13 protein-coding genes are annotated in these 13605 nt (G+C 72.0%); 9 read left to right on the forward strand and 4 right to left on the reverse strand.

The window, feature by feature from the left end:
* The first annotated feature begins 85 nt into the window (after window positions 1-85).
* The 3 genes from ACIRGB_RS20410 to ACIRGB_RS20420 are packed head-to-tail and all read left to right on the forward strand — an operon-like array spanning window position 86 to window position 3011.
* Window positions 86-1270 (forward strand): 1,3,6,8-tetrahydroxynaphthalene synthase, encoded by a 1185-nt coding sequence (locus ACIRGB_RS20410; RefSeq protein WP_403866685.1) that lies wholly within the window; start codon window positions 86-88, stop codon window positions 1268-1270.
* On the forward strand, window positions 1267-2481 hold the full coding sequence (locus ACIRGB_RS20415) for a cytochrome P450 (RefSeq protein ID WP_403866688.1): 1215 nt from the start codon (window positions 1267-1269) through the stop codon (window positions 2479-2481). Before ACIRGB_RS20410 ends, ACIRGB_RS20415 begins: the two co-directional genes overlap by 4 nt.
* Window positions 2478-3011: a cupin domain-containing protein gene (locus ACIRGB_RS20420; RefSeq protein ID WP_403866691.1), complete on the forward strand. Its 534-nt coding sequence runs from the start codon at window positions 2478-2480 to the stop codon at window positions 3009-3011. The genes ACIRGB_RS20415 and ACIRGB_RS20420 overlap by 4 nt, the downstream gene beginning before the upstream one ends.
* An 85-nt stretch (window positions 3012-3096) precedes the next feature.
* On the opposite strand, the gene ACIRGB_RS20425 is transcribed toward ACIRGB_RS20420, so the two are convergent.
* Window positions 3097-4323, reverse strand: coding sequence for an acyl-CoA dehydrogenase family protein (locus tag ACIRGB_RS20425; protein WP_403866694.1), 1227 nt, complete (start codon window positions 4321-4323; stop codon window positions 3097-3099).
* A 170-nt stretch (window positions 4324-4493) separates the two neighbouring features.
* On the opposite strand from ACIRGB_RS20425, the gene ACIRGB_RS20430 reads away from it, so the two are divergent.
* On the forward strand, window positions 4494-5147 hold the full coding sequence (locus ACIRGB_RS20430; protein ID WP_403866697.1) for a TetR family transcriptional regulator: 654 nt from the start codon (window positions 4494-4496) through the stop codon (window positions 5145-5147).
* A gap of 70 nt (window positions 5148-5217) precedes the next feature.
* On the opposite strand, the gene def is transcribed toward ACIRGB_RS20430, so the two are convergent.
* On the reverse strand, window positions 5218-5757 hold the full coding sequence (def, locus tag ACIRGB_RS20435) for a peptide deformylase (protein ID WP_403866700.1): 540 nt from the start codon (window positions 5755-5757) through the stop codon (window positions 5218-5220).
* Window positions 5758-5936: 179 nt separating this feature from the next.
* On the opposite strand from def, the gene ACIRGB_RS20440 reads away from it, so the two are divergent.
* The 5 genes from ACIRGB_RS20440 (at window position 5937) to ACIRGB_RS20460 (ending at window position 10505) form a co-directional block, all read left to right on the forward strand.
* Window positions 5937-7175, forward strand: a complete 1239-nt coding sequence (locus ACIRGB_RS20440; RefSeq protein ID WP_403866703.1) for a MurT ligase domain-containing protein — start codon at window positions 5937-5939, stop codon at window positions 7173-7175.
* Window positions 7176-7198: 23 nt separating this feature from the next.
* Window positions 7199-7927, forward strand: a complete 729-nt coding sequence (locus ACIRGB_RS20445; protein ID WP_403866706.1) for a type 1 glutamine amidotransferase — start codon at window positions 7199-7201, stop codon at window positions 7925-7927.
* A 165-nt stretch (window positions 7928-8092) separates the two neighbouring features.
* Complete coding sequence (locus ACIRGB_RS20450; protein ID WP_403866709.1) at window positions 8093-9118, forward strand: 6-phosphofructokinase; 1026 nt, start codon at window positions 8093-8095, stop codon at window positions 9116-9118.
* A gap of 174 nt (window positions 9119-9292) precedes the next feature.
* The gene (locus tag ACIRGB_RS20455) at window positions 9293-10243 is read left to right on the forward strand and encodes a cytochrome c oxidase assembly protein (RefSeq protein ID WP_403866713.1); all 951 of its coding nucleotides are present in this window, start codon (window positions 9293-9295) and stop codon (window positions 10241-10243) included.
* Between the two features lie 91 nt (window positions 10244-10334).
* A complete protein-coding gene (locus tag ACIRGB_RS20460; protein ID WP_016325678.1) occupies window positions 10335-10505 on the forward strand; it encodes a hypothetical protein in 171 nt (56 codons plus the stop codon).
* Here the strand turns inward: ACIRGB_RS20460 and ACIRGB_RS20465 are convergent.
* Window positions 10471-11709, reverse strand: coding sequence for a sensor histidine kinase (locus ACIRGB_RS20465; RefSeq protein ID WP_403866717.1), 1239 nt, complete (start codon window positions 11707-11709; stop codon window positions 10471-10473). The two genes, ACIRGB_RS20460 and ACIRGB_RS20465, sit on opposite strands and share 35 nt — an antisense overlap.
* Entirely contained in the window at window positions 11706-13604 is a 1899-nt protein-coding gene (locus ACIRGB_RS20470; protein WP_403866720.1) for a cation acetate symporter, read from the reverse strand. The genes ACIRGB_RS20465 and ACIRGB_RS20470 overlap by 4 nt, the downstream gene beginning before the upstream one ends.
* Window position 13605 lies beyond the last annotated feature (1 nt).

Below are 13605 nucleotides of genomic sequence, written 5' to 3' on the forward strand. Positions count from 1 at the left end.
ACCGCCCCCGCCGTCCCCGAGACGGAGTAACCCGGCGCGAGATCACCGCCCCGGTGAGTGATCGTGGACGGGCACCCCTGAAAAGGTGCACCACTTTCCGGCCGGGGGGCGCAGGCCTTCCGCGAGGCGAAAGCAGGCACGGTTCATGGCGACATTGTGCAGACCCTCGGTGTCCGTCCCGGAGCACGTGATCACGATGGAGGAGACGCTGGAGCTGGCGCGCGAGCGCCACGCCGACCATCCTCAACTGCCGCTCGCGCTCCGGCTGATAGAGAACACCGGGGTCCGCACCCGGCACATCGTGCAGCCCATCGAGGAGACGCTGAGGCACCCCGGCTTCGAGGACCGCAACAAGGTCTACGAGCGGGAGGCCAAGTCCCGTGTCCCGGCCGTCGTCCAGCGGGCCCTGGACGACGCGGAGCTGCTCACCACCGACATCGACGTGATCATCTACGTCTCGTGCACGGGCTTCATGATGCCCTCCCTCACGGCGTGGCTGATCAACGAGATGGGCTTCGACAGCACCACGCGCCAGATACCGATCGCCCAGCTGGGCTGTGCGGCCGGCGGCGCGGCGGTCAACCGGGCCCACGACTTCTGCACCGCCTACCCCGAGGCCAACGCGCTCGTCGTGGCCTGCGAGTTCTGCTCGCTGTGCTACCAGCCCACCGACCTCGGCGTGGGGTCCCTGCTCTCCAACGGCCTGTTCGGCGACGGCATCGCCGCCGCGGTGGTCCGCGGACGGGGCGGCACCGGAGTGCGCCTGGAGCGCAACGGCTCGTACCTGATCCCCAAGACCGAGGAGTGGATCATGTACGACGTGAAGGCGACCGGTTTCCACTTCCTGCTGGACAAGCGGGTGCCGGCCACCATGGAACCGCTCGCGCCGGCGCTCAAGGACCTGGCGCGCGAGCACGGTTGGGACGCCGCCGACCTGGACTTCTACATCGTGCACGCGGGCGGCCCCCGGATCCTCGACGACCTCAGCACCTTCCTCCAGGTGGACCCGCACGCGTTCCGCTTCAGCCGGGCGACGCTCACCGAGTACGGCAACATCGCCAGCGCCGTCGTCCTGGACGCGTTGCGCCGGCTCTTCGACGAGGGCGGCGTCGCCGACGGGGCACGCGGGCTGCTGGCCGGTTTCGGCCCCGGGATCACCGCCGAGATGTCCCTGGGCTGCTGGCAGACCGCGGACGTGCGGCGGGGCGTACGGCAGGACGTGACGCGGACCGCGGCACGGGGTGTGTCGCGGAGTGTGAGGCAGCCATGAGTGAAGAGACGATGTCCCCGACCGTGCCGCCCGTCCGGGAGTGGCCGGCCGTCGACCTGCCGGGCAGCGACTTCGACCCGGTGCTGACCGAGCTGATGCGCGAGGGTCCCGTCACCCGGATCTCGCTGCCCAACGGCGAGGGCTGGGCCTGGCTGGTGACCCGCCACGACGACGTCCGCCTGGTCACCAACGACCCCCGGTTCGGCCGCGAGGCCGTGATGGACCGGCAGGTCACCCGGCTGGCCCCGCACTTCATCCCAGCCCGCGGCGCGGTCGGCTTCCTGGACCCGCCCGACCACACCCGGCTGCGCCGCTCGGTGGCCGCGGCCTTCACGGCGCGGGGCGTGGAGCGGGTGCGCGAGCGGTCCCGCGGCATGCTGGACGAACTGGTCGACGCCATGCTGAAGGCCGGGCCGCCCGCCGACCTCACCGAGGCGGTGCTCAGTCCCTTCCCCATCGCGGTGATCTGCGAGCTGATGGGGGTGCCGGCCACCGACCGGCACGCCCTGCACACCTGGACCCAGCTGATCCTGTCCTCCTCGCACGGCGCCGAGGTCAGCGAGCGGGCCAAGAACGAGATGAACGCCTACTTCTCGGATCTCATCGGTCTCCGGTCGGACAGCACCGGCGAGGACGTCACCTCGCTGCTGGGTGCCGCCGTGGGGCGGGACGAGATCACGCTCACGGAGGCCGTCGGGCTCGCGGTGCTGCTCCAGATCGGTGGCGAGGCGGTCACCAACAACAGCGGGCAGATGTTCCACCTGCTGCTGACCCGCCCGGAGCTGGCCGAACGCCTGCGCTCCGAACCGGCGCTCCGTCCCCGGGCCATCGACGAACTGCTGCGCTGGATTCCCCACCGCAACGCCGTGGGGCTGTCCCGGATCGCCCTGGAGGACGTGGAGATCAAGGGCGTGCGAATCCGCGCGGGCGACGCGGTCTACGTGTCGTACCTGGCGGCCAACCGCGACCCGGAGGTCTTCCCCGACCCGGACACGATCGACTTCGACCGCTCCCCCAACCCGCACGTGTCCTTCGGCTTCGGCCCGCACTACTGTCCCGGGGGCATGCTGGCCCGGCTGGAGTCGGAGCTGCTCGTCGACGCGGTCCTGGACCGGGTGCCCGGGCTGAAGCTCGCGGTGGCGCCCGAGGACGTGCCCTTCAAGAAGGGTGCGCTGATCCGCGGGCCCGAGGCCCTTCCGGTGACCTGGTGAGCGGCCTGGTGGCGGCGGCCGAGGGCCTGCTGGTGCCGCCCGGTCAGGGCAGGGTGGTGCAGGCACCGGCCCAGCACGTGACCTTCAAGGTGACCGGTTCGCACTCGCGCATGGCGTCCACCTTCGAGGTGATCGTGCCGCCCGGGTTCGACGTCGGCGCCCATGTGCACACCCGCAGCGAGGAGTTGTTCTACGTGCTGGAGGGCGAGCTGGACGTGCTCGCCTTCGAACCGAGGGTCCGCACGCCGGACAGCTGGCGGAAGTGGGAGTCGCGTTCGGGCAACCGGGTGGTGCGCGCCACCCCCGGCACGGTCATCGTCGTACCTCCCGGCTGCCCGCACGCCTTCGCCAACCCGACGGGCGAGCCGGCCAAGATGTTCTTCCAGGCCAGCCCGCCCCCGGACCACGAGCGCTATTTCGAGGAACTCCTGGAGATCCTGGGCGACGGGGGTCCCCCGGACCACGAGGCCATCGAGGCGCTACGGGCGAAGTACGACATCGAGCAACTCACACCTTTGAAACACGGGTGAGTACGCCAACCCCAGGGGCGCGAGGAACTGCGCGACCAGCCACGACGAACCGGCACCCGACATCACACAGAACCCCCAACGGCGCTCAACGAATCGGCATCCCCGCCAACGTCCGCGCAATAACCAGCCGCTGGATCTCACTGGTGCCCTCGAAGATCGTGTAGATCGCGGAGTCGCGGTGCATCCGCTCCACCGGGTACTCCCGCGTGTAGCCGTTGCCGCCCAGGATCTGGACCGCCTGGGCGGTCACCTTCTTCGCGGTCTCGCTCGCGAACAGCTTGGACATCGAGCCCTCGGCCGCCGTGAACGGCTTGCCGTTGATCGCCATCCACGAGGCCCGCCACACCAGCAGCCGGGACGCGTCGATGGACGTCCGCATGTCGGCGAGCTGGAAGGCGACGCCCTGGTTGTCGATGATGGGGCGCCCGAACTGCTCCCGGGTCTGCGCGTACTCCAGCGCCACCTCGTACGCGGCACGGGCCGTGCCCACCGCCATCGCGCCGACCGCGGGGCGGGACGCCTCGAAGGTGGCCATCGCCGCGTTCTTCACGCGCTCGCCGCCCTTCTTGGCCTTCTCCCGGGCCCGGGCGAGGCGGGCGTCCAGCTTCTCCTTGCCGCCGAGCAGGCAGGAGCCGGGGACGCGCACGTTGTCGAGGACGACCTCGGCGGTGTGCGAGGCGCGGATGCCGTGCTTCTTGAACTTCTGGCCCTGGGACAGCCCCGGCGTGTTCGGCGGGACGATGAAGGAGGCGTGGCCCTTGGAGCCCAGGTCCGGGTCGACGACCGCGACGACGACGTGGACGTTGGCGATGCCGCCGTTGGTCGCCCAGGTCTTGGTGCCGTTGAGCACCCACTCGTCCTTGGCCTCGTCGTACACGGCGCGGGTGCGCATGGAGGCGACGTCGGAGCCGGCGTCGGGCTCGGAGGAGCAGAAGGCGGCGACCTTGACGTCGTTGGCGTCGCCGTACATCTGGGGGATCCAGGTGCCGATCTGCTCCTCGGTGCCGTTGGCGAGGACGCCGACGGCGGCGAGGCCGGTGCCGACGATCGACAGCGCGATGCCCGCGTCGCCCCAGAACAGCTCCTCCATCGCCATGGGGATGCCGAGCCCGGTGGAGTCGAAGTACTGCTGGGCGTAGAAGTCCAGGGAGTAGATGCCGACCTTGGCGGCCTCCTGGATGACCGGCCAGGGAGTCTCCTCGCGCTCGTCCCATTCGGCGGCCGCGGGGCGGATGACGTCGGCCGCGAAGCCGTGCAGCCAGTCCCGGACCTCCTTCTGTTCGTCGCTCAGCTCCATGGTGAACTCGGCCATGTCCCCTCCAGTGACGCCCGTGCATGTTACTTGCGGTAACACCGAGTGTGTTACCCACGGGTAGGAAAAGTCAACTCCCGGGGCACCCTCGCCCTCCCGTTCGATGGCCCGCGTCCCCTGAGTGTTAGTTTGCGCAGGCGTCACCGAAACAGCACGGGTGGGGAGAGCACATGAACACCACGCAGCGGACCGACCAGCAGACCTCCGCCGACCGCAGACGGCGCGAGCTGCTCGAGGCCGCCGACCGGGTGGTGCTGCGCGACGGTCCGCACGCCTCGATGAACGCCATCGCCGCCGAGGCGGGCATCACCAAGCCGATTCTGTACCGCCACTTCGGCGACAAGGGCGGACTCTACGCCGCCCTCGCCGTCCGGCACACGGATGCCCTCCTCGCCTCGCTGCGGGCCGCCCTGGACGCCCCGGCGGAGCGGCGGCAGCGCGTCGAGGCCACCCTGGACACCTATCTGGCGGCCATCGAGGCACGCCCGCAGGTGTACCGGTTCCTGATGCACCCGGCGGAGAGCGCCGGCGCCCCGGGCGACCAGTCCGAGGGCTTCGACGTCGGCAAGCACTCGGCGCCGCTGCTGCGCCGCATGGGCGAGGAGCTGGCCCAGGTCATCGAGGAACGGCTCGACGTCGGGCCGGGCACCCAGCAGCTGGCCCGGGTCTGGGGGCACGGGATCGTCGGCATGATGCACGCCGCCGGGGACTGGTGGCTGGGCGAACGCCCCTGCCCCCGGGAGGAATTGGTCCGCACCCTGGCCGACCTGCTGTGGGGGCGCCTCGCCGAGGCCGGCGACAAGGCGGGCGGCCCGGGGTTCTGAGCCCCTGGTTCTGAGCCCCGGGTTCCGGCCCCCGGCCGCCGCGCGCCCCGGTTCTCGCCGGTGCGGGCGCTCAGCGGTGCCAGGACGCCCGCGCCACCTGGCGCATCAGCTTCCGGTGGCGCCGGCCGGTCAGGCGATCGGCGTAGACCCGCCCCTCCAGATGGTCGCACTCGTGCTGGAGGCACCGGGCGAAGAACCCCGTGCCGCGTACGGTGACGGGCTCCCCGGTCATCGTGAAGCCGGTCACCACCGCCTCGTCGTGCCGCTCGGTCCCCGCCTCCAGACCCGGCAGCGACAGACAGCCCTCCGGACCCCGCACCACCACCCCGCCGGTCTCCACCAGCCGGGGGTTCACCACGTGCCCGAGGTGCCGCTCGTCCTCGTCGTCCGGGCAGTCGTACACGAAGACGCGCAGCGCCTCGCCGATCTGGTTCGCGGCCAGGCCCACGCCGTGGGCGGCGTACATGGTGGCGAACAAGTCCTCCACGAGCGCCGCGAGTTCCGGACCGAAGTCCGTCACCTCCGCGCAGGGGGCGTGCAGGACGGGGTCGCCGAGGAGACCGAGGGAACGGACGCGCCCGTGGGCGCCCGGGATGGAGCCGTGTCGCATGGCGGTCAGAGTAAGGTCCCAGTGTCCCCCGGCGGCGCGCGCCCACCGCCGGAACCCGGTGGCCGGTGCCGCGATTCGGGAGTGCGAATGGATCTCGATAGGCTGAGGTCCACACCACGTGGCCGTCAGGCTTCACAGGCTTCAGGCGCGGCGCGTACGGCAAGGAGGATCGAGAACTGATGGCAGGCAACTCGGACCCGCTCACGCCGCGGGCCAAGATCGCCGTGACCGCGGGCAAGGCGGTCGCGGCGGCATCGCGCGCCGCGGGGCGCGGCAGCGGTTCGGTGATCGGCGGCCGGGTGGCGCTGAAACTCGACCCCGACCTCCTCCACCGGCTCGCCGGGCACCTGGACGTGACCCTGGTCTCGGCGACCAACGGCAAGACCACCACCACCCGGCTCATCGCCGAGGCGCTCAAGGCGGCCGGGCCGGTCGTCTCCAACGCGCTCGGCGCCAACATGCCGGCCGGCATCACCTCGGCGCTCGCGGGCGGCGCGGACTCCCGGTACGGGGTGATCGAGGTCGACGAGAAGTACCTCGTCGGCGTCGCCCAGGCCACCGAGCCGAAGTGCATCGCGCTGCTCAACCTCTCCCGCGACCAGCTCGACCGCGCCGCCGAGACCCGGATGCTCGCCGAGGCCTGGCGCGAGGGCCTGGCCGGCTCGAAGGCCGTGGTCGTCGCCAACGCCGACGACCCGCTCGTGGTGTGGGCCGCCTCCTCCTCCCCCAACGTGATCTGGGTCGCCGCGGGTCAGATGTGGAAGGACGACGCCTGGTCCTGCCCGTCCTGCGGCGGTGTGATGCAGCGCCCCGGCGACGACTGGTTCTGCGGCGAGTGCGGCTTCCGGCGCCCGACGCCGAGCTGGGCCCTGTCCGGCGACCACGTCCTCGACCCGCACGGCTCCGCCTGGCCCATCCACCTCCAGCTGCCGGGCCGCGCCAACAAGGCCAACGCCGCCTCCTCGGCCGCCGTCGCCGCCGTCTTCGGGGTGCCGCCGCAGGTCGCCCTGGAGCGCATGTACCAGGTGCAGGCGGTCGCCGGGCGCTACGACGTCGTCCAGTTCCAGGGGCGCGACCTGCGCCTGCTGCTCGCCAAGAACCCGGCGGGCTGGCTGGAGACCTTCTCCCTGATCGACCCGCCGCCGGCCCCGGTGATCCTCTCGGTGAACGCACGCGGCGCCGACGGCACCGACACCTCCTGGCTGTGGGACGTGGACTACACCCGGCTGTCCGGACACCCGATCTGCGTGGTCGGCGACCGGAAGCTGGACCTCGCGGTGCGCCTGGAGGTCGCGAACCAGCAGTTCCAGGTGTGCGAGGACCTCGACCAGGCGGTGCAGCTGTGCCCGCCGGGTCGCATCGAGGTCATCGCGAACTACACCGCCTTCCAGGACCTGCGCCGCCGCGTCGGCAACTGACCGCGAGACTTCAGGGGATTTTCGTGAGCGACAACCAACTGCGGATCGTCTGGATCTACCCGGACCTCCTCAGCACCTACGGCGACCAGGGCAACGCCCTGGTCGTGGAGCGCCGGGCCCGCCAGCGCGGCCTCGACGTGGCCCGGCTCGACGTGCGCAGCGACCAGCCGATCCCGACCTCCGGCGACATCTACCTGATCGGCGGCGGCGAGGACCGGCCGCAGCGGCTCGCGGCCGAGCGGCTGCGCCGCGACGGCGGCCTGTACCGGGCGGTGGAGAACGGCGCGATCGTCTTCTCGGTCTGCGCCGGCTACCAGATCCTGGGCCACGAGTTCATCAACGACCTCGGCCAGCGCGAGGCGGGCCTCGGCCTGCTCGACGTGGTCTCCACCCGCGGCGAGGGCGCGCGGTGCGTCGGCGACGTGCTCGGCGACATCGACCCGCGCCTCGGCCTGCCCCCGCTGACCGGTTTCGAGAACCACCAGGGCGTCACCCACGTCGGGCCCCACGCCCGTCCGCTCGCCCAGGTCCGCTTCGGCAACGGCAACGGCACGGGGGACGGCACCGAGGGCGCGTACAACGACACGGTCTTCGGCACGTACATGCACGGTCCGGTGCTGGCGCGCAACCCGCAGATCGCGGACCTGCTGCTCAAGCTGGCCCTCGACGTGAACGCGCTGCCGCCGACCGACGACCGCTGGTACGAGGCGCTCCGCAACGAGCGCATCGCGGCCGCGCAGCAGCCCGCGTGACCCGGGCGGACGGGCCCGTCTGATGCCCCGTCCGCACAGGTGAGCGAGCTCGTCCAGCAGGCGGACGCACGGTTCGGTCCCGCCCCCCGATGCCGCTAGGGTGGCGGGGATCGAGCCGGACAGCGCGGTCCGGACCCGTGCCACGTTGAGAAGGTATTTCGGGCTATGCGCATTGGTGTCCTCACCTCCGGCGGCGACTGCCCCGGCCTGAACGCCGTCATCCGGTCCGTCGTGCACCGAGCCGTCGTCGACCACGGCGACGAGGTCATCGGTTTCCGGGACGGCTGGAAGGGCCTCCTGGAGTGCGACTACCTCAAGCTCGACCTGGACGCGGTCGGCGGCATCCTGGCGCGCGGCGGCACCATCCTTGGCTCCTCCCGGGTCCGTCCCGAGCACCTGCGGGACGGCGTCGAGCGGGCCCGGGGACACGTCGAGGAACTCGGCCTCGACGCGATCATCCCGATCGGCGGCGAGGGCACGCTGAAGGCGGCCCGGCTGCTGTCCGACAACGGTCTGCCGATCGTGGGCGTGCCGAAGACCATCGACAACGACATAGCGGTCACCGACGTCACCTTCGGCTTCGACACCGCGGTGACCGTCGCCACCGAGGCCCTGGACCGGCTGAAGACCACCGCCGAGTCGCACCAGCGGGTGCTGATCGTCGAGGTCATGGGCCGGCACACCGGCTGGATCGCGCTGCACTCGGGCATGGCGGCCGGCGCGCACGCCGTCGTCGTCCCGGAGCGGCCCTTCGACATCGACGAGCTGGCCGCGAAGGTCGGCGCGCGCTTCTCCGCGGGCAAGCGGTTCGCGATCGTGGTGGCCGCGGAGGGTGCCAAGCCGAAGGCCGGGACCATGGACTTCGACGAGGGCGGCAAGGACGTCTACGGCCACGAACGCTTCGCGGGGATCGCCCGGCAGCTCTCGATCGAGCTGGAGGAACGGCTCGGCAAGGAGGCCCGGCCGGTGATACTCGGTCACGTCCAGCGCGGGGGGACGCCGACGGCGTACGACCGGGTGCTGGCGACGCGGTTCGGGTGGCACGCGGTGGAGGCGGTGCATCGTGGGGAGTTCGGGATGATGACCGCTCTGCGGGGGACGAACATCGAGATGGTGTCGCTCGCCGAGGCGGTGGAGTCGTTGAAGACGGTGCCGGATGCGCGGTACGCGGAGGCGGAGTGTGTTCTCTGAGGTTGCTTCAGTACTCCGTCCGCGGGTGAATCGTGGTTGCTCGCGCAGTTCCCCGCGCCCCTGACAGGGCGCCGTACCGCCCCCGGTGACAGAAGTCGCCGGGGGCGGTTCTACGCTTGCTTCGGACAAGCGGCGTGCAAATGCGCTCAACCCCCACGAAACAGGAGCGGGCGGATGGATCACAGCGGGCACGGCATGACGATGGATCTGCCGCCGTTCACGCTGGGGCGGGGCCTCGCCTGGTCGGCGGACCCCTTCTTCCTGATCGCCTGCCTCCTGGGGCTGGCGCTGTACGGGTGGGGCGTCGTCCGTCTGGTGCGGCGCGGTGACAAGTGGCCCGTCGGCCGGACCGTGGCCTTCGTGGCCGGTGTGCTGAGCGTCGCCCTGATGATGTGCACCAAGCTGAACGACTACGGCATGGTCATGTTCAGCGTGCACATGGTCCAGCACATGGTGATCAGCATGGTGTCGCCGATCCTGCTGCTGCTCGGCGCCCCGATCACGCTGGCCCTGCGCGCGCTGCCCCCGGCGGGCCGCGGCCGCAAGGGGCCCCGCGAGCTGCTGCTGATGCTGCTGCACAGCCGCTACATGCGGATCATCACGCATCCGGCGTTCACCATCCCGCTGTTCATCGCGAGCCTCTACGCGCTGTACTTCACCCCGCTCTTCGACACCCTGATGGGCTCCCAGGCCGGGCACATCGCGATGATGGTGCACTTCCTCGCCGTCGGTGTGGTGTTCTTCTGGCCGATCATGGGTGTGGACCCGGGCCCGCACCGGCCGGGCTACCTGATGCGGATGCTGGAGCTGTTCGCGGGCATGCCGTTCCACGCGTTCTTCGGCATCGCGCTGATGATGGCCTCCTCCCCCATGGTCTCGACGTTCGAGAACCCGCCCGCCTCGCTCGGCATCGACGCGCTCTCCGACCAGAACGCGGCCGGTGGCATCGCCTGGGCCTTCAGCGAGGTCCCCTCCGTGCTGGTGCTGCTCGCGCTGCTCTTCCAGTGGTACGCCTCGGAGGAGCGCCAGGCCCGGCGCAGCGACCGGGCCGCCGACCGCGACGGCGACAAGGAGCTGGCGGCGTACAACGCCTACCTGGCCTCGCTGAACACACGCGGCGGCTGAACGCAAACGGGCCGCTTCTCGTCGTCCGCACCCCTCCGGAGCCGGAACCGGGGCACCATAGGGGGGAGCGAACCACGAGGAGGGTGTTGCGATGCCCGGTTCCACGGACAGTTCGACGAAGACGATGGGGGCGCTCACCATCGGCGGCCTCGTCGCGGTGACGGCCTACACGGTGGCACTCGGCAGCAACGGCTGGCTGTGGTTCGGCTGGGTCGTGCTGGGTCTCATCACCCTGGGACTGGTGGCCACGCGGAGCGCCTGAGCCGGCCCGCCGAGTGCACGCCCGGCTGGTACTTCGGCAGCCGGACCGTGATCTTCATGCCCGCGCCGACGGCCGTCTCGATCACGAGGCCGTGGTCGTCTCCGTAGACCTGGCGGAGGCGGTCGTCGACGTTGGACAGCCCGATGCCGCCCGACGGGCTCACCTCGCGCGCGAGGATGCGGCGCAGCAGCTCCGGGTCCATGCCGGCGCCGTCGTCCTCGATGACGACCAGCGCCTCGGCGCCCGCGTCCTGGGCGGTGATCTGGATGCGGCACCGGTCGGCCTTGCCCTCCAGGCCGTGCTTGACGGCGTTCTCGACGAGCGGCTGGAGGCACAGGAAGGGCAGGGCGACCGGCAGCACCTCCGGGGCGACCTGGAGGGTGACGGCGAGGCGGTCGCCGAAGCGGGCCCGCACCAGCGCCAGGTAGTGGTCGATGGCGTGCAGCTCGTCGGCGAGGGTGGTGAAGTCGCCGTGCCGGCGGAACGAGTAGCGGGTGAAGTCGGCGAACTCCAGGAGCAGCTCGCGGGCGCGCTCGGGGTCGGTGCGCACGAAGGACGCGATCACCGCCAGCGAGTTGAAGATGAAGTGCGGGGAGATCTGGGCGCGCAGCGCCTTGACCTCGGCCTCGATGAGCCGGGTGCGGGACTGGTCGAGGTCGGCCAGCTCCAGCTGGACGGAGACCCAGCGGGCCACCTCCCCGGCGGCCCGGACCAGGACGGCGGACTCGCGGGGGGCGCAGGCGACCAGGGCGCCGTGCACCCGGTCGTCCACGGTCAGCGGGGCGACGACGGCCCAGCGCACCGTGCAGTCCGGGGTGTCGCAGGTGAGCCGGAAGGCCTCCCCGCGGCCGGTCTCCAGCGGTCCGGCGAGGCGTTCCATGATCTCGGCGCGGTGGTGGGTGCCCACGCCGTCCCAGACCAGGACCTCCTTGAGGTCGGTCAGGCACAGGGCGTCCGTGCCCAGCAGGGAGCGCAGCTTGCGGGCCGACTTCCCGGCGGTCTCCTCGGTCAGGCCCGCGCGCAGCGGAGGCGCGGCCAGGGAGGCGGTGTGCAGGGTCTGGAAGGTGGCGTGTTCGACTGGGGTGCCCAGGCCGCCGAGGTGCCGCGGCCGGGCCGTGCGCCGCCCCAGCCAGAAACCGGCGGCCAGCAGCGGGAGCAGGGCGACGGCCAGGCCCGCCAGGAAACCGCCCGCGGAGCCGCTCACCGCGTCGTCTCCTCGCGCGGGCCGCCCGCCGCCTCCAGGCCGTCCGCGCGCGGTGGGCCCGTGCGCGGTGGGTCCGTACGCAGTGGGTCCGTACGCGGTACGTCTGTGCGCGGTACGTCTGTGCGCGGTACGTCTGTGCGCGGTACGTCTGTGCGCGGTACGTCTGTGCGCAGCGCGTCCGCGGGCAGTTCCTCCGTGCCCAGCTCCTCCGGCAGGTGGAAGCGGGCCAGGATCGCCGCCGTCCCGGCCGGCACCCGGCCCGGGGTGGCCAGGGAGACCAGCACCATGGTCAGGAAGCCCAGCGGCACCGACCACAGGGCGGGCCAGGCCAGCAGCGCGTGCAGCGACCCGCCGCCGCCCGGGAAGCCGCCCATGGTGGCCGCGACGGCGAGCAGGGCCGAGCCGCCGCCCACCAGCATCCCGGCGGCCGCGCCGGGCGGGGTCAGCCGCCGCCACCAGATGCCGAGCACGAGCAGCGGGCAGAAGGAGGAGGCGGAGACGGCGAAGGCGAGTCCGACGGCGTCGGCCACCGGCAGCCCGCCGACCAGCGCGCTCGCCGCCAGCGGCACGGCCATGGCGAGCAGGGTGCCGAGCCGGAAGTGCGGCACGGCGCGGGACGGCAGCACGTCCTGGGTGAGGACGCCGGCCACGGCCATGGTGAGCCCCGACGCGGTGGACAGGAACGCGGCGAAGGCACCGCCCGCGACCAGCGCGCCCAGCAGGTCGCCGCCCACTCCCCCGATCACCCGGTCGGGCAGCAGCAGGACCGCGGCGTCGGCGTCGCCGGTGAGGGTCAGCTCGGGGGCGTAGAGGCGGCCGAGGGCGCCGTAAAGGGGCGGCAGCAGGTAGAAGGCGCCGATCAGGCCGAGCACGGCGACGGTGGTGCGGCGGGCGGCGACGCCGTGCGGGCTGGTGTAGAAGCGGACCACGACGTGCGGCAGGCCCATGGTGCCCAGGAAGGTGGCGAGGATCAGGCCGTAGGTGGCGTACAGCGGGCGTTCCGTGCGGCTCTCGGCCCGGGACGGGGACAGGGCGTCGTCGGCGCCGTGCCCGGCGGCCGGTACGGGGGTGTCCGCGGCGAAGGTGAGGCGGGCGCCGGCCTCGATGCGGTGGCTGCCGGCGGGCAGGGCGACGCGGTCGCCGTCGTGGGCGCGGCCGTCCACGGTGCCGTCGACGGAGACGGTCAACGGCTCCTCCAGCTTGAGGGTGAGGCCGGCGTCGACCCGGACGGAGCGCTGCTCGCGGAAGGTGGCGGGTTCGTCGAAGGGGCGGCCGGGGGCGCCGTCGGCCTGCCAGGCCAGCACCAGGAAGAAGGCGGGGACGAGCAGGGCGGTGAGTTTGAGCCAGAACTGGAAGGCCTGGACGAAGGTGATGCTGCGCATGCCGCCGGCCGCGACGATGGCCGCGACCACGACGGCGACGATCACCCCGCCCAGCCGGTCGGGCGCCCCGCTGAGCACGTTCAGCGTCAGCCCGGCGCCCTGGAGCTGGGGCAGCAGGTACAGCCAGCCGACCCCGACCACGAAGGCCCCGGCGAGCCGCCGCACCCCCTGCGAGGCGAGCCGGGCCTCGGCGAAGTCGGGCAGCGTGTAGGCGCCCGAGCGGCGCAGCGGGGCGGCGACGAACAGGAGCAGGACGAGGTAGCCGGCGGTGTAGCCGACCGGGTACCAGAGCATGTCGGGGCCCTGGACGAGGACCAGTCCCGCGATGCCGAGGAAGGACGCGGCGGAGAGGTACTCGCCGCTGATGGCGGCCGCGTTGAGGCGGGGGCCGACGGTGCGGGAGGCGACGTAGAAGTCGGAGGTGGTGCGGGAGATGCGCAGGCCGAATGCGCCGACGAGGACGGTGGCCACGACGACGAGGGCGACGGCGGATATGGCGTAGCTGGAGTTCATG

The organism is Streptomyces sp. NPDC102490, from assembly GCF_044765285.1.
Lineage (GTDB): Bacteria > Actinomycetota > Actinomycetes > Streptomycetales > Streptomycetaceae > Streptomyces.

Coding starts and splice junctions, on each gene's coding strand:
- ACIRGB_RS20450 (WP_403866709.1), top strand. CDS start 8,093: ATGCGCATTGGTGTCCTCACCTCCGGCGGCGACTGCCCCGGCCTGAAC.
- def (WP_403866700.1), bottom strand. CDS start 5,757: ATGCGACACGGCTCCATCCCGGGCGCCCACGGGCGCGTCCGTTCCCTC.
- ACIRGB_RS20470 (WP_403866720.1), bottom strand. CDS start 13,604: ATGAACTCCAGCTACGCCATATCCGCCGTCGCCCTCGTCGTCGTGGCC.
- ACIRGB_RS20440 (WP_403866703.1), top strand. CDS start 5,937: ATGGCAGGCAACTCGGACCCGCTCACGCCGCGGGCCAAGATCGCCGTG.
- ACIRGB_RS20425 (WP_403866694.1), bottom strand. CDS start 4,323: ATGGCCGAGTTCACCATGGAGCTGAGCGACGAACAGAAGGAGGTCCGG.
- ACIRGB_RS20430 (WP_403866697.1), top strand. CDS start 4,494: ATGAACACCACGCAGCGGACCGACCAGCAGACCTCCGCCGACCGCAGA.
- ACIRGB_RS20455 (WP_403866713.1), top strand. CDS start 9,293: ATGGATCACAGCGGGCACGGCATGACGATGGATCTGCCGCCGTTCACG.
- ACIRGB_RS20460 (WP_016325678.1), top strand. CDS start 10,335: ATGCCCGGTTCCACGGACAGTTCGACGAAGACGATGGGGGCGCTCACC.
- ACIRGB_RS20415 (WP_403866688.1), top strand. CDS start 1,267: ATGAGTGAAGAGACGATGTCCCCGACCGTGCCGCCCGTCCGGGAGTGG.